Below are 19,869 nucleotides of genomic sequence, written 5' to 3'. Positions count from 1 at the left end.
GCCCCCTACAGTCAGTAGCTCATGACCCCGCCCACGGTGATAGGCCCGCGATGCTGACTTTGATCAAGCAAGAAAAACTGCTGTTGCTGGCGCTGATCGCCGCGGTGCTCGCCTATCCGCTGGAGCACTGGCTGTTGAGTAGCGGACAGATCGTGGCGTTGCTCGGCGGTTTGGTCCTGATCGGCTTTATCGTCGCGGCTTCCATGCGTGTGGCCCATCACGCCGAGCTGCTGGCAGAGAAGGTCGGCGATCCCTACGGCACGATGATCCTGACCCTGTCGGCGGTGCTGGTAGAAGTGGTGATCCTGGCGATCATGATGAGCAACGAAGCCTCGCCAACGCTGGTGCGCGACACCATCTATTCCGCGGTGATGCTCGATATCAACGGCATTCTTGGTCTTGCGGCGCTGATGGGCGGAATCAAGCATGGCGAGCAGGCTTACAACGATGATTCGGCGCGCACCTACAGCGTGATGATCCTCACCGCCATGGGCGTATCGATGGTGGTGCCGGAGTTCATTCCCCAAGAGAGCTGGAAGCTCTATTCGGCATTCACCATCGGCGCGATGATCGTGCTGTACACCCTGTTCCTGCGCATGCAGGTGGGGCCTCACAGTTACTTTTTCAGCTACAGCTACCCGGAAAAACGCCGTCGGAAAGAGCCGGTGGAAAACCAGCCGAAACCCATCAGCCTGACGTTCTCCATCGCGGCGCTGGTGTTTGGCGTCGTAGTGATCGGAGCGTTGGCCGAGGTCATGTCCAAAGCCATCGACCTGGGGCTGGAAGGTTCAGGGGCGCCGCCGGTGGTTACGGCGATTCTGGTGGCTGCCATTTCCGCGGCACCGGAAATCCTCACCGCCTTGCGCGCTGCGTTGGCCAACCGTATGCAGTCGGTGGTGAATATCGCCTTGGGGGCTTCGCTGTCCACCGTGATCCTCACCGTGCCGGTGATGGAAGCGATGGCGCTCTACACCGGCCAGCCGTTCCAGATGGCAATGACCCCGGTGCAGACGGTGATGATCTTCATCACCTTGATCGTCTGCGCCATCAACCTCAACGATGGGGAAACCAATGCCATTGAAGGCATGACCCATTTTGTGTTGTTCGCGACGTTTATCATGTTGTCGTTGCTGGGACTCTAGAAGAGTATCGCGGGCAAGCCTTGCTCCCACTGGTCTCACGGCAAGGCTGCTTCATACATCCACCCTTGATGTGGGAGCAAGGCTTGCCCGCGATAGCGTCCGGTCAGGCGCCGGCGATCAACTCCCGCGCCGCCTGGCTGTGATCAGCAATCAACCCCTTCAGGTCCAACCCTTCGACCTGTCCGTCGATGACCCGCCATTGCCCACCAACCATCACCCGGTCCGCCCGGTCCGCGCCGCACAGCAGCAGGGCCGAAACCGGATCGTGACTGCCGGAGAAGCGCAGTTCGTCGAGTTTGAACAGCGCCAAGTCAGCCTGTTTGCCCACCGCCAGCTCACCGATATCGTTGCGCCCCAGCAGTTGTGCCGAGCCGCGGGTTGCCCAGCCCAGCACTCGCTGCGGGGTGATCGCCTGCGCGCCATAGCGCAGGCGCTGAATGTACAACGCCTGGCGGGTTTCCAGGATCATGTTCGAGGCATCGTTGGAGGCCGAGCCGTCCACACCCAGGCCCAGCGGTGCGCCGGCGGCGGTGAGTTCCAGGGTAGGGCAGATGCCCGAGGCCAGGCGCATGTTGGAGCTTGGGCAATGGCAGATGCCGGTGCCGGCGGCGCCGAGACGGGTGATTTCCTCAGGATTGAAATGAATGCCGTGGGCCAGCCAGGTGCGCGGGCCGAGCCAGCCGACGCTGTCCAGGTAGTCCACGGTGCGCAGGCCGAAGCGTTGCAGGCAGAAGTCCTCTTCGTCGAGGGTTTCGGCCAGGTGAGTGTGTAGGCGTACGTCGAGTTTCTCCGCCAGCTCGGCGCTGGCGCGCATGATTTCAGGCGTGACCGAAAACGGTGAACAAGGCGCCAGGGCAATCTGGATTTGCGCCCCGTCGCCGCGCTCATGGTATTGGCTGATCAACCGCAGGCTGTCCTCGAGAATCACGTGGCCCTGCTGCACGGTCTGTTGTGGCGGCAAGCCACCGTCTGCTTCACCCAGGCTCATGGAACCGCGGGTCAGCATCGCGCGCATGCCCAGTTCACGGACACTTTGTACCTGCACATCGATGGCATTTTCCAAGCCTTCGGGGAACAGGTAATGGTGATCGGCCGCTGTGGTGCAGCCTGAAAGCAACAGTTCGGCCAGCGCCACTTTGCTCGCCAGAGCGAGCTTTTCCGGTGTCAACCGCGCCCATACCGGGTAGAGGGTTTTCAGCCACGGGAACAGGGGCTGGTTCACCACCGGTGCCCAGGCGCGAGTCAGGGTCTGGTAGAAATGATGATGGGTGTTGATCAGCCCCGGCAGGATCACATGTTCGCCGGCGTCGAAGACTGTGTCGCAGGGCTGGGCGGGTTGCTGGCCGGCCCTCAGCAATTCGACGATCACGCCGTTTTGCAGGACAAGACCGCCACGGGCATCGAGGTCGTTGGCCGTGAAGATGGCGAGGGGATTTTTTAACCAGGTACGGGTCGCAGGCATGGTGGCCGGCTCCTCTGAAAGTGGGTTCAGGTTAGCCAGCTCAGTGATGCCCTGTCTGCTGATCCAGGGTCGCCCGTTGGGTAGGGCGAGGTGCTGAGTTTACTCAGGTTGCGGGGCACATTTCCAGAGTTGAACGGGAGCCATGTGGGAGCGAGCCTGCTCGCGATAGCGGTGTGTCAGTCGACATCATGGTGAATGTCAGGCCGCAATCGCGAGCAGGCTCGCCCCCACAGGGGGAAGGCTTGGGTTACCAGGGAATCGTCTCGCCCTTGTAGTTGACGAAATGATGCCCACCCTTGCCGGCAAAGGCATTGACCTGATCAATCAGGCCGCGGGTGCTGGTCTCGACATCAATGTCCGCCCCTTCGCCACCCATGTCGGTCTTCACCCAGCCCGGGTGCAGCGACAGAACCGTCAATGTCTGCTCGCCCAATTGAGTGACAAAACTATTGGTCATCGAATTGAGCGCCGCCTTGCTGGCCTTGTACAGCGCCAGTTCCGGGGCGTCAGGCATGGTCACGCTGCCCAGCACGGAGCTCATGAATGCCAGCACGCCACTGCCGTCGCGGATCTGGCCGACGAAACGCTGGGCCAGATTGATCGGTGCCACGGCGTTGGTGAAGAACAACTGGCCGACTTCGGCCAGCGTCGCACCGCCGGGGCTCTGGTTGTCAGGGCCTTTGACGCCGGCATTGACGAACAACAGGTCGAAGGTTTCGTCCTTGAGCTGCTGGCTCAGGGCGATGACGGCTTGCTGGTCGTCCATGTCGAGCTTTTCGATCCGCACTGGGCCCAGTGCCTTCAACGCCTCGGCGTTCTGCGGGTTGCGCACGGTGGCGGTCACGCTCCAGCCATCGCTGAGCAGCGTCTTCACCAGGCCGAGGCCCAGGCCCCGGGAGGCGCCAATGATCAATGCGTTTTTTGCCGAATTCATGAGGAGCATCCTTGATGAAAAAAGGTCACGGATTTAATGGACAGCGTTGCCCGAGCCGTTGTTTCAGCTCATGGCGCAACGCGTCGAGTTCGGTCATACGGGTTTCGATCAGGTTCAGTTTGTCTTGCAGCAATTGCGTCACGGCGCAGTCAGGGTCCTGCGCCTGCCACAGGGCGGCGACGCTGGCGCCGATCTCGCCCAGGGTAAAACCCAGGCGCTGGGCGGTCTTGATGTAGAGCACCAGTTGCACCATGTCGGCGGGGTAGTGGCGATAGCCATTGGCGCTGCGCTGCGCCGCGATCAGGCCGCGCTGCTCGTAGAAGCGCAGGGTGTCACGGGTGACGGCACAGGCTTGGGCGAGTTCACCGATGCGCATGGTGGGTCTCCGAAGGGCTTGACCTTGGAGCATACCCCAGGCTTTAGGCTCTTTGCTTCCCAATTATCTGGAGCAAGGTGTATGTGGACTTTGATGCAATATCGCCGGGTGGTGCGCGGCAGCGCCTGGTACGACCTTATCGTGTCGGCCGTGCTGGCCACGCCGTGGAGCTTTGCGGCGTTGCATGGTGTGTTGATGAGTATGACTCAGCTATTTGACCTGCCTGGAGAACTGCCGCCGTTTGCGCCGGCGCATGTGCTGATGGTGAATCTGCTGGGCTCGATTGTCTGCGTGTGGGCGGTGCTGCGGATTCGTGATCCGCAGCCGCTGTACGGGCGTTATGACGCGGCGGGGCGGTTTTTGTTTTCGGCCTGGATGCTGTATGCACTGCTTCATGGGGCCAGTGCGGTGTTGTGGGTTTTCCTGTTTTTCGAGTTGGTGTGGGGCTTGGTTCAGGTATTGCCTGTTCGGGCCTCATCGCGAGCAGGCTCGCTCCCACAGGGAGAGATGGGGCGAGCCTGAAACTGACGGTCACCCCGATCAAATGTGGGAGCGAGCCTGCTCGCGATAGGCGCGCCGCCGTCTACGTCAATGCCCTGCCTGCCAAGGCTGTCCCAGCGACACCGGCGCATACAGCCGCGTGCGCACCGCGTCCCGGGACAGCAACACCAACACCACAATGGTCGCGACGTACGGCAGCATCGCCAGCAAGCTCGATGGAATCGCCAGCCCCAAGCCCTGGGCCACCAGGTGCAGGATGCTGGCGAGGCCGAACAGGTAGGCGCCCAGCAGCAGGCGCCAGACTCGCCAACTGGCGAACACCACCAGCGCCAGGGCGATCCAGCCGCGCCCGGCGCTCATGTTCTCGGCCCACATCGGCGTGTACGCCAGCGACAGGTAGGCACCCGCCAGCCCGGCCATGGCACCGCCGAACAGCACCGCCAGGGTCCGCACCCGCAACACCGGCAGGCCCATGGCACTGGCGGCATCGGGATTTTCCCCCACCGCCTGGATAATCAGCCCAACGCGACTTTTCACAATCACCCAGGCCACCAGGGCGAACAGTGCAAAAGACAGGTACACCAGCAGATCCTGGGCAAACAACATCCGCCCGATCAACGGGATGTCGCTCAAGTAGGGAATCGCCAGCGGCTCGAACCCCGCCAGCGGTTTGCCGACCCAGGCCGCGCCGACAAAACTCGACAGCCCCACGCCGAAAATCGTCAGCGCCAACCCGGTGGCCACCTGATTGGCATTGAACACCAGCGCTACCAACGCGAACAGCGCCGACAACAGCATCCCGGCGGCCATCGCCAGCAGCACGCCAAGCCACAGGTTGCCGCTGTTGAACGCGACGATAAAACCGATCACCGCGCCGAACAGCATCATGCCTTCCTGGCCCAGGTTCAAAACACCACTTTTCTCGCAGATCAGCTCACCCAGAGCCACCAGCAGCAACGGTGTGCCGCAACGGATCATGGCGTAGAAAATATTGCTCAACAGGTCGATATCCATCACAGCGCTCCTGCCTGTACGGCGGTGGTCCGGGTGCGCCGGGCCCAGCGCAGGTTCAGGCGCGGCCGATACAGGATCAGTACGTCGCAGGCCAACAGGAAAAACAGCATCATGCCCTGGAACAGCTGGGTGATTGCCTGGGGAAGGTTCAGCGACATCTGCGCGCTTTCGCCGCCGATGTACAACAAGGCCATCAGCAGGCTGGCGAACAGAATGCCGATGGGATTCAGACGTCCCAGGAACGCCACGGTAATCGCCGCATAGCCGTAGCCCGGTGACACTTGCGGCACCAGTTGGCCGATTGGCCCGGTCACTTCGCAGACACCGGCGAGCCCAGCCAGTGCACCGCTGATCAACAGCGCCAGCCACACCAACGGCTTCTGGCGAAAGCCGGCGAAGCCGGCGGCCCGAGCGTCCAGGCCCAGCACTTTGATCTGAAACCCGACAAAACTTTTCTGCAGCAACACCCAGACCGCCACCAGTGCCAGCAGGGAGAAATACAACCCGGCATGAAGCCGCCCGTCTTCCACCAGCAATGGCAGGCGACTGGCATCGCCGAACATCGCCGACTCCGGAAAGTTGAACCCGGCCGGGTCTTTCAGCGGTCCGTGAACGCAGAACAGCAGCAGGTTAAGTGCGATGTAATTGAGCATGATGCTGGTCAGGATTTCATTGGCATTGAAGCGCGTGCGTAGCCACGCCGTGAGCCCGGCCCAGGCGGCGCCGGCGAGGGTGCCGGTCAGCAGAATCAGCACCAGTGCCCAGCGGCTTTGCATGCCGATGATGTTCACCGCGACGGCGCTGCCGGCCAGGGCGCCCAATAGCAATTGTCCCTCGGCGCCAATGTTCCAGATTCGTGCCTGGTAGGCCACCGCCAGGCCGAGGGCGCAGAGCAGGATCGGCAAGGCTTTGACCAGCCATTCGGACACACCGTATAGATCACTGATCGGGGCGATCAACAAGGTGTACAAGGTTTGCAACGGATCATGCCCCAGGACGGCGAACAGCAGCGAGCCACAGCCCAGGGTCAATACGGCGGCCAGCAGCGGCGAGCACCAGAGCATCAGGCGCGATTGTTGGCCGCGGGGTTCAAGAGACAGCAGCATAAAAACTCCGTTAGACCGTCGCGGGATCAGGGGATTGAGGGGCGTCGAACTGGCCGGCCATCCAGCCGCCGACGTCGCTAAGCCGGGTTTGGACAGTGGGCCTCAAGGCGGACAAACGCCCGCCACACAAAGCGCCGAGGCGGTCGCTGATCTGGAACAGTTCGTCGAGGTCTTCGGAGATCACCAGGATGGCGGCACCCGCATCGCGCAAGGCAATCAGGGCCCTGTGGATGGTCGCCGCTGCGCCGACGTCTACGCCCCAGGTCGGATGCGCCGCCACCAGCAGCCTGGGCTGTTGAAGGATTTCCCGACCGAGGATGAATTTTTGCAGGTTGCCCCCCGAGAGGCTGCGCGCCGGGGTTCTGGTGTCGGGCGTCTTCACCCCAAAACGACGGATAATCTCCTCGGCCAGGTGCTCGACCTTGCGCCGTTGAATCAGGCCGCAACGGATCAGTCCTTGTTGGAAGGCGCTGAGCAGGGCGTTATCCGCCAGGCTCAATTGCGGCACGGCGCCGTGGCCCAGGCGTTCGGCTGGAACAAATGCCAGCCCGAGGCGGCGCCGGGCATTGGGGCGCAGATGCGCCACCGGTTGCCCATCGAACCTGATCGTCTCGCCTTTGTGGCGGGGCAGTTGCGTTTCACCGCTGAGTAATGCCAGCCACTCGTCCTGCCCATTCCCCGCCACTCCGGCGATACCGACGATTTCGCCGCTGCGTACCTCAAGGTCTATATCCCGTAACGAGCAACCGAACGGGTCTGGGTTTGGCCATGACAGTTTGTGGATCTCAAGGAACGCTTTGTCTGCGCTGACCTTGGGATAGTCCGCGATCAGCCCGGCCGCTTCGCCGACCATCAACTGCGCCAGTTCCCGGTCCGAGCACTGCGCTGGTGTGCAATGCCCTGACACCCGTCCGCCACGCAGCACCGTCGCGCTGTGGCACAACGCGCGGACCTCGCCCAACTTGTGGCTGATGAACAAAATGCTGCAGCCTTCGCTCGCCAGGCGCCGCAGGGTCACGAACAGTTCTTCGGCTTCCTGGGGCGTCAGCACCGAGGTGGGTTCATCGAGAATCAGCAGACGGATGTCCTGCATCAAGCAACGAATGATCTCCACCCGTTGACGTTCGCCAATCGACAGGCTGTGGACCAACCGCTGCGGCTCCAGGGCCATGCCGTAGCGTTGGGAAACTTCGCGGATTCGCGGCTCCAGTTGCGCCGGTGTGCCGGCTGCCGCGCCCATGGCCAGGGCGATGTTCTGCGCCACGGTAAGGGTTTCAAACAGCGAGAAATGCTGGAACACCATACCGATGCCCAGGCTACGGGCCTGGGCCGGGTTGCGCAGGTCGACCCGTTGGCCTTGCCAGATCACCTCGCCCGAATCGGCTTGGGTAACGCCGTAGATAATCTTCATCAGGGTGCTTTTGCCAGCACCGTTTTCGCCGAGCAGCGCGTGGATCTCGCCGGGCTGGATGCTCAGGTCGATGGCGTCATTGGCCAGGCAACCTGGGTAGCGTTTGCTGATCTTGCGCAATTGCAGGCGCGGGATGGAATCGGGGTCGGACATGACAGGCTCGGGTCAGGGGACATGAATGCCTGTGGATAAAGCAATTTCCTGGCCAGTAGGTCAGGAAATGTCAGCGAGCCCCGCGCTTTGCCTATCGGCTTGGCTTACTCGCCAACACCCTCGCTGTGGATAGGGCACCGCAATGGGGCGAGCAGGTGATAGAGGCGTTGTTTGTGCCCCGAAACGGGTGGTTAAAAAATGATCAGGCGGCTGCGAGCCATGCCTTTCATGGGACGGCGTGAGCCATGAACGGGTTATCCACAGGATGTTCCACAGTTATTGTGCGCAAGCCTGAAGGTCCGGCATAACCAGCGCCCGGCTTTCTTCTAAAGGTGATAAAACCTCGCAAGCATTTGTTTTTCTGAAGAATTCCTACAGAAAACAGTGCTTTGATCAAAAAACGAACAACAGCCGCAAAGCCGCATGACAGAAGGGTTACAGCGGAATGTGCTCAGGTTATCCACAGTCGGGTGCACAGTGGATGTGGGCAAGTCGCACGATGGCGTTTGCCCTGAAAAGTCGCAGACCCCCTCGCGCTCAACGGGCCAGCAGAATCCGTCCACGGCTCAGGTCGGCCAATTGCTTTTGCAATGTTTCGATCTGCGCTTCACCCACGGCCACCTGCAAGTCCACGCCATTGGCTGTAAAGCTCTCGGTGTTCACCAATCCGCCGCATTCGGCGACCCGCAGTTTCACCAGGGCCAGTTCCGCGAAACCGCAGGTGCAGCGCAGCGCCACACGGCTGATCAACTCAACCTTCTCGGCGTTTTGCAGGCATTTGTTCGCGCCCCCGCCATAGGCCCGGGCCAAGCCTCCGGTGCCCAACTGGATTCCACCGTACCAACGGATCACCAGCACCACGACCTGATCGCAAGCCTGGGCTTCGATGGCCGCCAGGATCGGCCGCCCGGCGGTGCCACCCGGTTCGCCGTCGTCGTTGCTGCGGTATTGGTCGCCGAGTTTCCAGGCCCAGCAGTTGTGTGTGGCGTTCAGATCGCTGTGCTGCTCTATAAAGGCCACTGCGTCGGCAGGGCTGGTGATAGGGGCGGCGAGGGTGATGAAGCGGCTTTTGCGAATCTCTTCGCGGTATTCACAAAAGCCGGTGAGGGTAAAAGGCATGAGGGTCTTAAAAGGTTGGTTTCAGGCCGCAGCCCTTGAGAATGATGCGGATCAGGTTGTCGCCGGCATCGATCATGTCCTGCTTGGTCAGCTTGCTGCGACCGGTCACGCGGCAGATCTGGGTGGCGAAGTCGGCGTAATGCTGAGTACTTCCCCACAATAGAAAGATCAGGTGCACGGGGTCGATCGGGTCCATCTTGCCGGCATCGATCCAGGCCTGGAACACTGCCGCGCGGCCGTTGAACCAGGTGCGATAATCCTGGTTGAAATATTCAGTCAGGCATTCACCACCGCTGATCACCTCCATGGCGAAAAGCCGGGACGCCTGGGGATGGCGGCGGGAAAACTCCATTTTGGCGCGGATGTAGCGGGTCAGGGCTTCGGCCGGATCATCCTCGGCGGTGAGGGTATTAAAGGTGCTATCCCACAACTCGATGATGTTGCTCAGCACCGCCACGTACAACCCAAGCTTGTTGGTGAAGTAATAATGCAGGTTCGCCTTGGGCAGCCCGGCCTTCAAGGCAATGGCATTCATGCTGGTGCCTTTGAACCCGTGACGGGCGAATTCATCTTCGGCGGCCTTGAGGATGGTCTCTTCGTTTTTTTGACGAATGCGGCTGGTGGGCTTGCCACCGTGGGCAGGGACTTCAAAGGTCATGGGCGTTTCCGGGCTGGGTCTGTGGGGCAAGCAAATGCGTTGATAGCGCACCGGCAGCGATCCGACAAGTGCCATCATGCTAAAAGCCTTTCGCTGGGGGCAGGCTAACCCAGCCAATGTCGGACCAAGGGTTAGCGGGTTGCCGCCAGGCTCTGGAGAAAGCTCTCCAGCACCAGATGAGGCCGACGCCCCTTGCGCGTGACTGACGCCAGGCTCAAATCATAGAAACGGGCCGTGGGTTTGAGGGCGCGCAACCGTCCCTGCTGGACCCACAGGCTGGCGTAATGATCCGGTAGGTAACCGATGTAGCGCCCTGTAAGAATCAGGAACGCCATGCCTTCGCGGTCCGATGCACTGGCAGTGCAATTGAGTGCCTGGTAGTGGGCCTGGATCTCGGCGGGCAGGCGGAAGGTCGGTGCGATGGCATCCTGGCTGTTGAGGCGAGCGTCGTCCAGTTGTTGGTCATCCACATAAAACAACGGATGCCCGACCGCGCAATACAACAGCGAACGTTCGCTGTAGAGCGGTTGATACTCCAGCCCGGAAAGGGCACTGGCCTGGGGCACGACGCCGACATGCAATCGGCCGTCGAGTACGCCTTGCTCGACTTCGTTGGGAGCGATCATGCGAATCTGAATCTGCACGTCTGGACCGCGTTCCTTCAATTGGGCCAGGGCATGGGTGATGCGCATGTGGGGCAGGGTGACGAGATTATCGGTCAGGCCAATGATCAATTCGCCGCGCAAATGTTGATGCAGGCCGTTGACTTCGGTGCGAAAGCTTTCCAGTGCACTTAATAGTTGCAACGCTGATTGATAGACCTCGCGGCCTTCCTCCGTCAGGGAAAAGCCCGCCCGTCCGCGCTGGCACAACCGTAGGCCAAGACGCTGCTCAAGGTCGCTCATCTGCTGGCTGATGGCGGAGCGACCGATCCCAAGCACCGTCTCCGCTGCGGAGAATCCACCGCACTCCACCACGCTGCGAAAAATGCGCAACAGACGAATATCAAAGTCGCTGACCTGGGCCAGTGGATCGGGACGACGCGCGCTCATAGTTTAGTGATCTGCTGACTGAAGGTTAGAAAAGTTGGATTTCATCGACTTTATCGCCGTGGCAAGTTAGCTGCAAGAACGCCTTTGGATCCCTGTCGCTTCTCTCCTGCGAGGTTCTGTCGATGAACATGCCCGAACATGCTGCCGGCTCCCTGGCCAGCCAGCTCAAGCTTGATGCCCACTGGATGCCTTACACCGCCAACCGCAACTTCCAGCGCGATCCACGTCTGATCGTCGCCGCCGAAGGCAGTTGGCTGGTGGATGACAAAGGGCGCAAGGTCTACGACTCGCTGTCGGGCCTGTGGACGTGCGGCGCCGGGCACACCCGCAAGGAAATCCAGGAAGCAGTCGCCAAACAGCTGGGCACCCTCGACTACTCGCCGGGCTTCCAGTACGGCCACCCGCTGTCGTTCCAGCTGGCAGAAAAAATCACCAGCCTGACACCGGGCAACCTCAACCATGTGTTTTTCACCGACTCCGGTTCCGAGTGTGCCGATACCGCGGTGAAAATGGTCCGCGCCTACTGGCGTCTCAAGGGCCAGGCGACCAAGACCAAGATGATCGGCCGTGCTCGTGGTTACCATGGCGTGAATATCGCCGGTACCAGCCTCGGCGGCGTCAGCGGCAACCGCAAGTTGTTCGGCCAGGCGATGATGGACGTCGATCACTTGCCCCACACGCTGCTGGCAAGCAATGCCTATTCCCGTGGCATGCCAAAAGAGGGTGGTATCGCCTTGGCCGATGAGCTGTTGAAGCTGATCGAACTGCACGATGCCTCCAACATCGCCGCGGTGTTTGTTGAACCGATGGCCGGCTCCGCTGGCGTACTGGTGCCGCCTGAGGGTTATCTCAAGCGCCTGCGGGAAATCTGCGATCAGCACAGCATCTTGTTGGTGTTCGACGAGGTCATCACCGGGTTCGGCCGTACCGGTTCGATGTTCGGTGCCGATAGTTTCGGCGTAACCCCGGATCTCATGTGCATTGCCAAGCAGGTTACCAATGGCGCGATCCCCATGGGCGCGGTGATTGCCAGCTCCGAGATCTACCAGACGTTCATGAACCAGCCGACGCCTGAGTACGCAGTGGAATTCCCCCATGGCTACACCTATTCGGCGCATCCGGTGGCATGCGCGGCAGGCTTGGCGGCACTGGATCTGCTGCAAAAGGAAAACCTTGTGCAGAGCGTGGCCGAGGTGGCTCCGCATTTCGAGAAGGCCTTGCATGGCCTGAAGGGGGCGAAGAACATCATCGACATCCGCAACTATGGCCTGGCCGGGGCAATCCAGATTGCGCCCCGCGATGGCGACGCGATCGTGCGCCCGTTCGAGGCTGGCATGGCGTTGTGGAAAAAGGGGTTCTACGTGCGTTTCGGCGGTGACACTCTGCAATTCGGGCCAACGTTCAACAGCAAGCCACAGGATCTGGATCGCTTGTTCGATGCGGTCGGTGAAGTGCTGAACAAACTCGACTGACGCGTCCCTCTATATAGCTTTCAATACGGGCGTCCGGCAGCGGGCGCCTGCGGATAACATTCTGGAGTCCCCATGAGCCTCATTGCGCATTTGATCAATGGCGAACTGTTGAGCGACAGCGCTCGTACCGCCGACGTGTTCAACCCTTCCACCGGCCAGGCGATTCATCAGGTGCCTTTGGCCGATCGTGCGACGGTCCAGCAGGCTATCGACGCCGCCAAGGCGGCTTTCCCTGCCTGGCGCAACACACCGGCGGCCAAACGAGCGCAGGTAATGTTCCGGTTCAAGCAGTTGTTGGAGCAGAACGAGTCGCGCATCGCCCAGTTGATCAGCGAAGAGCACGGCAAGACCCTGGAAGACGCGGCTGGAGAGCTTAAGCGCGGGATCGAGAACGTCGAATTCGCCTGTGCGGCACCGGAAATTCTGAAGGGCGAATACAGCCGTAACGTAGGACCGAACATCGACGCGTGGTCAGACTTCCAGCCCTTGGGCGTGGTGGCGGGCATCACGCCATTCAACTTCCCGGCGATGGTGCCGCTGTGGATGTACCCGCTGGCGATCGTTTGTGGCAACTGCTTCATCCTCAAACCGTCCGAGCGTGACCCTAGTTCGACGTTGCTGATCGCCCAATTGCTTCTGGAAGCCGGGCTGCCCAAAGGCGTGTTGAGCGTGGTGCATGGCGACAAAGCTGCAGTGGACGCACTGATCGAAGCGCCGGAGGTGAAGGCGCTGAGTTTTGTCGGCTCCACGCCGATTGCCGAATACATCTATGCCGAAGGCGCCCGGCGCGGCAAACGCGTGCAGGCACTGGGTGGGGCGAAGAACCATGCGGTCTTGATGCCGGATGCGGATCTGGATAACGCCGTCAGTGCGCTGATGGGGGCGGCCTACGGTTCGTGCGGCGAACGCTGCATGGCAATCTCCGTGGCGGTGTGTGTGGGCGATCAGGTGGCGGATGCGCTGGTCGCCAAGCTGGTGCCGCAGATCCAGTCACTGAAAATCGGCGCGGGTACGTCGTGCGGACTGGACATGGGGCCATTGGTGACCGGTCAGCATCGCGACAAGGTCAGCGGCTATATAGAAGATGGCGTATCGGCGGGTGCGTCGCTGGTTGTCGATGGTCGCGGTTTGAGCGTGGCTGGGCATGAGGAGGGGTTCTTCCTGGGCGGCTGCCTGTTTGATCGCGTGACGCCTGAGATGCGCATCTATAAAGAAGAGATTTTCGGGCCGGTGCTGTGCATCGTCCGGGTCAACAGCCTGGAAGAGGCGATGCAACTGATCAACGATCACGAGTATGGCAACGGCACATGCATCTTTACCCGTGATGGTGAGGCGGCGCGGTTGTTCTGCGATGAAATCGAAGTCGGCATGGTAGGCGTCAACGTTCCTTTGCCGGTGCCCGTGGCCTACCACAGCTTCGGTGGGTGGAAGCGTTCGCTGTTTGGCGATCTGCATGCCTATGGTCCGGACGGGGTGCGCTTCTATACCCGTCGCAAGGCCATTACCCAGCGTTGGCCGCAGCGTGCCAGCCACGAGGCGTCACAGTTCGCCTTCCCGAGCTTGTAAGCGGTAGGTGGGTGAAGAGGCCGGTGTCTTTGGACACCGGCCTCTGTGTTTGCGGGGCTTTTGGCTGTTGTGACAGAAATATGAAAATAGGTGTTGACGGCAAATCCTGGAAGTCTATAATTCGCCCCACTTCCGGCGCAGTCGAAACGAAAAACTCCTTGAGTTTCAATGAGTTAAACGATTTTCGGCAGCGCAGGGCTTCAGGTCATCGAAGCTTGGGAAGCAGTTGGTGGGGCGGTTTTCCTGGCTCCGTTAACGATTCGATCTTCTCGATCGAAAGCGTCAAAAAGAGGTGTTGACAGCAGCGAGTAACGCTGTAGAATTCGCCTCCCGCTAACGAGAGATCGGAAGCGCAAGTGGTTGAAGTTGCAGAGGAAACTTTGAAAACTTCTTAAAATAACCGCTTGACAGATACACCGGGCGCTGTAGAATGCGCGCCTCGGTTGAGACGAAAGGCTCAACCCACCGCTCTTTAACAACTGAATCAAGCAATTCGTGTGGGTGCTTGTGGAGTCAGACTGCTAGTCAACAGATTATCAGCATCACAAGTTACTCCGCGAGAAATCAAAGATGTAACCAACGATTGCTGAGCCAAGTTTAGGGTTTTCTCAAAACCCAAAGATGTTTGAACTGAAGAGTTTGATCATGGCTCAGATTGAACGCTGGCGGCAGGCCTAACACATGCAAGTCGAGCGGTAGAGAGGTGCTTGCACCTCTTGAGAGCGGCGGACGGGTGAGTAAAGCCTAGGAATCTGCCTGGTAGTGGGGGATAACGCTCGGAAACGGACGCTAATACCGCATACGTCCTACGGGAGAAAGCAGGGGACCTTCGGGCCTTGCGCTATCAGATGAGCCTAGGTCGGATTAGCTAGTTGGTGAGGTAATGGCTCACCAAGGCGACGATCCGTAACTGGTCTGAGAGGATGATCAGTCACACTGGAACTGAGACACGGTCCAGACTCCTACGGGAGGCAGCAGTGGGGAATATTGGACAATGGGCGAAAGCCTGATCCAGCCATGCCGCGTGTGTGAAGAAGGTCTTCGGATTGTAAAGCACTTTAAGTTGGGAGGAAGAGCATTAACCTAATACGTTAGTGTTTTGACGTTACCGACAGAATAAGCACCGGCTAACTCTGTGCCAGCAGCCGCGGTAATACAGAGGGTGCAAGCGTTAATCGGAATTACTGGGCGTAAAGCGCGCGTAGGTGGTTCGTTAAGTTGGATGTGAAATCCCCGGGCTCAACCTGGGAACTGCATTCAAAACTGTCGAGCTAGAGTATGGTAGAGGGTGGTGGAATTTCCTGTGTAGCGGTGAAATGCGTAGATATAGGAAGGAACACCAGTGGCGAAGGCGACCACCTGGACTGATACTGACACTGAGGTGCGAAAGCGTGGGGAGCAAACAGGATTAGATACCCTGGTAGTCCACGCCGTAAACGATGTCAACTAGCCGTTGGGAGCCTTGAGCTCTTAGTGGCGCAGCTAACGCATTAAGTTGACCGCCTGGGGAGTACGGCCGCAAGGTTAAAACTCAAATGAATTGACGGGGGCCCGCACAAGCGGTGGAGCATGTGGTTTAATTCGAAGCAACGCGAAGAACCTTACCAGGCCTTGACATCCAATGAACTTTCCAGAGATGGATTGGTGCCTTCGGGAACATTGAGACAGGTGCTGCATGGCTGTCGTCAGCTCGTGTCGTGAGATGTTGGGTTAAGTCCCGTAACGAGCGCAACCCTTGTCCTTAGTTACCAGCACGTCGTGGTGGGCACTCTAAGGAGACTGCCGGTGACAAACCGGAGGAAGGTGGGGATGACGTCAAGTCATCATGGCCCTTACGGCCTGGGCTACACACGTGCTACAATGGTCGGTACAGAGGGTTGCCAAGCCGCGAGGTGGAGCTAATCCCACAAAACCGATCGTAGTCCGGATCGCAGTCTGCAACTCGACTGCGTGAAGTCGGAATCGCTAGTAATCGCGAATCAGAATGTCGCGGTGAATACGTTCCCGGGCCTTGTACACACCGCCCGTCACACCATGGGAGTGGGTTGCACCAGAAGTAGCTAGTCTAACCTTCGGGGGGACGGTTACCACGGTGTGATTCATGACTGGGGTGAAGTCGTAACAAGGTAGCCGTAGGGGAACCTGCGGCTGGATCACCTCCTTAATCGACGACCGCAGCTGCTTCATGAGCTCCCACACGAATTGCTTGATTCATTGAAGAAGACGATTGGGTCTGTAGCTCAGTTGGTTAGAGCGCACCCCTGATAAGGGTGAGGTCGGCAGTTCGAATCTGCCCAGACCCACCAATTTCATGGTGTTCCCTGTAGAAATACGGGGCCATAGCTCAGCTGGGAGAGCGCCTGCCTTGCACGCAGGAGGTCAGCGGTTCGATCCCGCTTGGCTCCACCATTACAGATTGGCACCAACGTTTAAAGCTTAGAAATGAGCATTCCACCAAGACGGTGCTGAATGTTGATTTCTAGTCTTTTGATTAGATCGTTCTTTAAAAATTTGGGTATGTGATAGAAAGATAGACTGGACGTTACTTTCACTGGTAACGGATCAGGCTAAGGTAAAATTTGTGAGTTGCTCTTAGAGCATGCGAATTTTCGGCGAATGTCGTCTTCACAGTATAACCAGATTGCTTGGGGTTATATGGTCAAGTGAAGAAGCGCATACGGTGGATGCCTTGGCAGTCAGAGGCGATGAAAGACGTGGTAGCCTGCGAAAAGCTTCGGGGAGTCGGCAAACAGACTTTGATCCGGAGATGTCTGAATGGGGGAACCCAGCCATCATAAGATGGTTATCTTGTACTGAATACATAGGTGCAAGAGGCGAACCAGGGGAACTGAAACATCTAAGTACCCTGAGGAAAAGAAATCAACCGAGATTCCCTTAGTAGTGGCGAGCGAACGGGGACTAGCCCTTAAGTGGCTTTGAGATTAGCGGAACGCTCTGGAAAGTGCGGCCATAGTGGGTGATAGCCCTGTACGCGAAAATCTCTTAGTCATGAAATCGAGTAGGACGGAGCACGAGAAACTTTGTCTGAATATGGGGGGACCATCCTCCAAGGCTAAATACTACTGACTGACCGATAGTGAACTAGTACCGTGAGGGAAAGGCGAAAAGAACCCCGGAGAGGGGAGTGAAATAGATCCTGAAACCGTATGCGTACAAGCAGTGGGAGCCCACTTTGTTGGGTGACTGCGTACCTTTTGTATAATGGGTCAGCGACTTATTTTCAGTGGCGAGCTTAACCGAATAGGGGAGGCGTAGCGAAAGCGAGTCTTAATAGGGCGTCTAGTCGCTGGGAATAGACCCGAAACCGGGCGATCTATCCATGGGCAGGTTGAAGGTTGGGTAACACTAACTGGAGGACCGAACCGACTACCGTTGAAAAGTTAGCGGATGACCTGTGGATCGGAGTGAAAGGCTAATCAAGCTCGGAGATAGCTGGTTCTCCTCGAAAGCTATTTAGGTAGCGCCTCATGTATCACTGTAGGGGGTAGAGCACTGTTTCGGCTAGGGGGTCATCCCGACTTACCAAACCGATGCAAACTCCGAATACCTACAAGTGCCGAGCATGGGAGACACACGGCGGGTGCTAACGTCCGTCGTGAAAAGGGAAACAACCCAGACCGTCAGCTAAGGTCCCAAAGTTATGGTTAAGTGGGAAACGATGTGGGAAGGCTTAGACAGCTAGGAGGTTGGCTTAGAAGCAGCCACCCTTTAAAGAAAGCGTAATAGCTCACTAGTCGAGTCGGCCTGCGCGGAAGATGTAACGGGGCTCAAACCATACACCGAAGCTACGGGTATCACTTAGGTGATGCGGTAGAGGAGCGTTCTGTAAGCCTGTGAAGGTGAGTTGAGAAGCTTGCTGGAGGTATCAGAAGTGCGAATGCTGACATGAGTAACGACAATGGGTGTGAAAAACACCCACGCCGAAAGACCAAGGTTTCCTGCGCAACGTTAATCGACGCAGGGTTAGTCGGTCCCTAAGGCGAGGCTGAAAAGCGTAGTCGATGGAAAACAGGTTAATATTCCTGTACTTCTGGTTATTGCGATGGAGGGACGGAGAAGGCTAGGCCAGCTTGGCGTTGGTTGTCCAAGTTTAAGGTGGTAGGCTGGAATCTTAGGTAAATCCGGGATTCTAAGGCCGAGAGCTGATGACGAGTTACCCTTTGGGTGACGAAGTGGTTGATGCCATGCTTCCAAGAAAAGCTTCTAAGCTTCAGGTAACCAGGAACCGTACCCCAAACCGACACAGGTGGTTGGGTAGAGAATACCAAGGCGCTTGAGAGAACTCGGGTGAAGGAACTAGGCAAAATGGCACCGTAACTTCGGGAGAAGGTGCGCCGGTGAGGGTGAAGCACTTGCTGCGTAAGCCCACGCCGGTCGAAGATACCAGGCCGCTGCGACTGTTTATTAAAAACACAGCACTCTGCAAACACGAAAGTGGACGTATAGGGTGTGACGCCTGCCCGGTGCCGGAAGGTTAATTGATGGGGTTAGCTAACGCGAAGCTCTTGATCGAAGCCCCGGTAAACGGCGGCCGTAACTATAACGGTCCTAAGGTAGCGAAATTCCTTGTCGGGTAAGTTCCGACCTGCACGAATGGCGTAACGATGGCGGCGCTGTCTCCACCCGAGACTCAGTGAAATTGAAATCGCTGTGAAGATGCAGTGTATCCGCGGCTAGACGGAAAGACCCCGTGAACCTTTACTATAGCTTTGCACTGGACTTTGAATTTGCTTGTGTAGGATAGGTGGGAGGCTTTGAAGCGTGGACGCCAGTTCGCGTGGAGCCATCCTTGAAATACCACCCTGGCAACTTTGAGGTTCTAACTCAGGTCCGTTATCCGGATCGAGGACAGTGTATGGTGGGTAGTTTGACTGGGGCGGTCTCCTCCTAAAGAGTAACGGAGGAGTACGAAGGTGCGCTCAGACCGGTCGGAAATCGGTCGTAGAGTATAAAGGCAAAAGCGCGCTTGACTGCGAGACAGACACGTCGAGCAGGTACGAAAGTAGGTCTTAGTGATCCGGTGGTTCTGTATGGAAGGGCCATCGCTCAACGGATAAAAGGTACTCCGGGGATAACAGGCTGATACCGCCCAAGAGTTCATATCGACGGCGGTGTTTGGCACCTCGATGTCGGCTCATCACATCCTGGGGCTGAAGCCGGTCCCAAGGGTATGGCTGTTCGCCATTTAAAGTGGTACGCGAGCTGGGTTTAGAACGTCGTGAGACAGTTCGGTCCCTATCTGCCGTGGACGTTTGAGATTTGAGAGGGGCTGCTCCTAGTACGAGAGGACCGGAGTGGACGAACCTCTGGTGTTCCGGTTGTCACGCCAGTGGCATTGCCGGGTAGCTATGTTCGGAAAAGATAACCGCTGAAAGCATCTAAGCGGGAAACTTGCCTCAAGATGAGATCTCACTGGGACCTTGAGTCCCCTGAAGGGCCGTCGAAGACTACGACGTTGATAGGTGGGGTGTGTAAGCGCTGTGAGGCGTTGAGCTAACCCATACTAATTGCCCGTGAGGCTTGACCATATAACACCCAAGCAATTTGTTGACCCGATACAGGGCACCAGATTGCGGTGTGTGAAGACGCTATGAACCGAAAGTTCGCACAACACACAAACCTATCGCATACCCATTTGCTGGAACGTGACCGCAAGGCACGCGCTGGCTACCGAATTTCTTGACGACCATAGAGCATTGGAACCACCTGATCCCATCCCGAACTCAGCAGTGAAACGATGCATCGCCGATGGTAGTGTGGGGTTTCCCCATGTGAGAGTAGGTCATCGTCAAGATTAAATTCCGAAACCCCTATCTGCTGACGCAGGTAGGGGTTTTGTTTTGCCCGCAGGAAAGTTCTTACGACAAGCACGGACAGCTCCC

Annotated in this window: 13 protein-coding genes, 2 tRNA genes and 3 rRNA genes; 9 read left to right on the top strand and 9 right to left on the bottom strand. The window is 58.3% G+C overall.

Features of this window, described 5'->3' with window-relative positions; translation table 11 throughout:
• Positions 1-50 precede the first annotated feature (50 nt).
• A complete protein-coding gene (locus BW979_RS27180) occupies positions 51-1,142 on the top strand; it encodes a calcium:proton antiporter (protein ID WP_076386478.1) in 1,092 nt (363 codons plus the stop codon).
• 103 nt (positions 1,143-1,245) lie between these two features.
• Here the strand turns inward: BW979_RS27180 and BW979_RS27175 are convergent, their stop codons facing one another.
• From BW979_RS27175 to BW979_RS27165, 3 genes are all read right to left on the bottom strand, one after another.
• A complete protein-coding gene (locus BW979_RS27175) occupies positions 1,246-2,604 on the bottom strand; it encodes an 8-oxoguanine deaminase (protein WP_076386476.1) in 1,359 nt (452 codons plus the stop codon).
• A gap of 247 nt (positions 2,605-2,851) precedes the next feature.
• Positions 2,852-3,538, bottom strand: a complete 687-nt coding sequence (locus BW979_RS27170; RefSeq protein ID WP_076386474.1) for an SDR family oxidoreductase — start codon at positions 3,536-3,538, stop codon at positions 2,852-2,854.
• Between the two features lie 25 nt (positions 3,539-3,563).
• Complete coding sequence (locus BW979_RS27165) at positions 3,564-3,914, bottom strand: MerR family transcriptional regulator (protein WP_076386472.1); 351 nt, start codon at positions 3,912-3,914, stop codon at positions 3,564-3,566.
• 81 nt (positions 3,915-3,995) lie between these two features.
• On the opposite strand from BW979_RS27165, the gene BW979_RS27160 reads away from it, so the two are divergent.
• A complete protein-coding gene (locus tag BW979_RS27160; protein WP_047227428.1) occupies positions 3,996-4,436 on the top strand; it encodes a hypothetical protein in 441 nt (146 codons plus the stop codon).
• 66 nt (positions 4,437-4,502) lie between these two features.
• On the opposite strand, the gene BW979_RS27155 is transcribed toward BW979_RS27160, so the two are convergent.
• The 6 genes from BW979_RS27155 to BW979_RS27130 form a co-directional block, all read right to left on the bottom strand.
• Positions 4,503-5,429: an ABC transporter permease gene (locus BW979_RS27155; protein ID WP_047227429.1), complete on the bottom strand. Its 927-nt coding sequence runs from the start codon at positions 5,427-5,429 to the stop codon at positions 4,503-4,505.
• Positions 5,429-6,535 carry an ABC transporter permease gene (locus BW979_RS27150; protein WP_076386470.1) on the bottom strand — a complete coding sequence of 369 codons (1,107 nt, stop codon included), beginning with the start codon at positions 6,533-6,535 and terminating at the stop codon, positions 5,429-5,431. The genes BW979_RS27155 and BW979_RS27150 overlap by 1 nt, the downstream gene beginning before the upstream one ends.
• A gap of 10 nt (positions 6,536-6,545) precedes the next feature.
• Positions 6,546-8,099, bottom strand: coding sequence for an ABC transporter ATP-binding protein (locus BW979_RS27145; protein ID WP_076386468.1), 1,554 nt, complete (start codon positions 8,097-8,099; stop codon positions 6,546-6,548).
• Between the two features lie 537 nt (positions 8,100-8,636).
• Positions 8,637-9,218 carry an IMPACT family protein gene (locus BW979_RS27140; protein WP_076386466.1) on the bottom strand — a complete coding sequence of 194 codons (582 nt, stop codon included), beginning with the start codon at positions 9,216-9,218 and terminating at the stop codon, positions 8,637-8,639.
• A 7-nt stretch (positions 9,219-9,225) separates the two neighbouring features.
• Positions 9,226-9,876, bottom strand: coding sequence for a TetR/AcrR family transcriptional regulator (locus BW979_RS27135; RefSeq protein WP_047227433.1), 651 nt, complete (start codon positions 9,874-9,876; stop codon positions 9,226-9,228).
• A gap of 131 nt (positions 9,877-10,007) precedes the next feature.
• The gene (locus BW979_RS27130; protein WP_047227434.1) at positions 10,008-10,928 is read right to left on the bottom strand and encodes a LysR family transcriptional regulator; all 921 of its coding nucleotides are present in this window, start codon (positions 10,926-10,928) and stop codon (positions 10,008-10,010) included.
• Positions 10,929-11,050: 122 nt separating this feature from the next.
• Between BW979_RS27130 and BW979_RS27125 the strand changes: the two genes are divergently transcribed.
• The 7 genes from BW979_RS27125 to rrf all read left to right on the top strand — a co-directional run bounded on the left by BW979_RS27125 (position 11,051) and on the right by rrf (position 19,781).
• Positions 11,051-12,400 (top strand): aspartate aminotransferase family protein, encoded by a 1,350-nt coding sequence (locus tag BW979_RS27125; protein WP_076386464.1) that lies wholly within the window; start codon positions 11,051-11,053, stop codon positions 12,398-12,400.
• A gap of 72 nt (positions 12,401-12,472) precedes the next feature.
• Positions 12,473-13,966: a CoA-acylating methylmalonate-semialdehyde dehydrogenase gene (locus BW979_RS27120; protein WP_047227436.1), complete on the top strand. Its 1,494-nt coding sequence runs from the start codon at positions 12,473-12,475 to the stop codon at positions 13,964-13,966.
• Positions 13,967-14,593: 627 nt separating this feature from the next.
• A 16S ribosomal RNA gene (locus BW979_RS27115) occupies positions 14,594-16,130 on the top strand.
• Positions 16,131-16,195: 65 nt separating this feature from the next.
• Positions 16,196-16,272: transfer RNA gene (locus tag BW979_RS27110), tRNA-Ile, on the top strand.
• Between the two features lie 27 nt (positions 16,273-16,299).
• A tRNA-Ala gene (locus tag BW979_RS27105) sits at positions 16,300-16,375 on the top strand.
• A gap of 248 nt (positions 16,376-16,623) precedes the next feature.
• Positions 16,624-19,515: ribosomal RNA gene (locus BW979_RS27100) — 23S ribosomal RNA — on the top strand.
• 150 nt (positions 19,516-19,665) lie between these two features.
• Positions 19,666-19,781 (top strand): 5S ribosomal RNA (gene rrf, locus BW979_RS27095).
• The 16S, 23S and 5S rRNA genes sit together here with 2 tRNA genes alongside, the layout of an rRNA operon.
• Positions 19,782-19,869 lie beyond the last annotated feature (88 nt).

The organism is Pseudomonas sp. A214, assembly GCF_900156295.1.
Lineage (GTDB): Bacteria > Pseudomonadota > Gammaproteobacteria > Pseudomonadales > Pseudomonadaceae > Aquipseudomonas > Aquipseudomonas rhizophila.
This window is presented reverse-complemented; position numbering and strand designations above follow the sequence as displayed.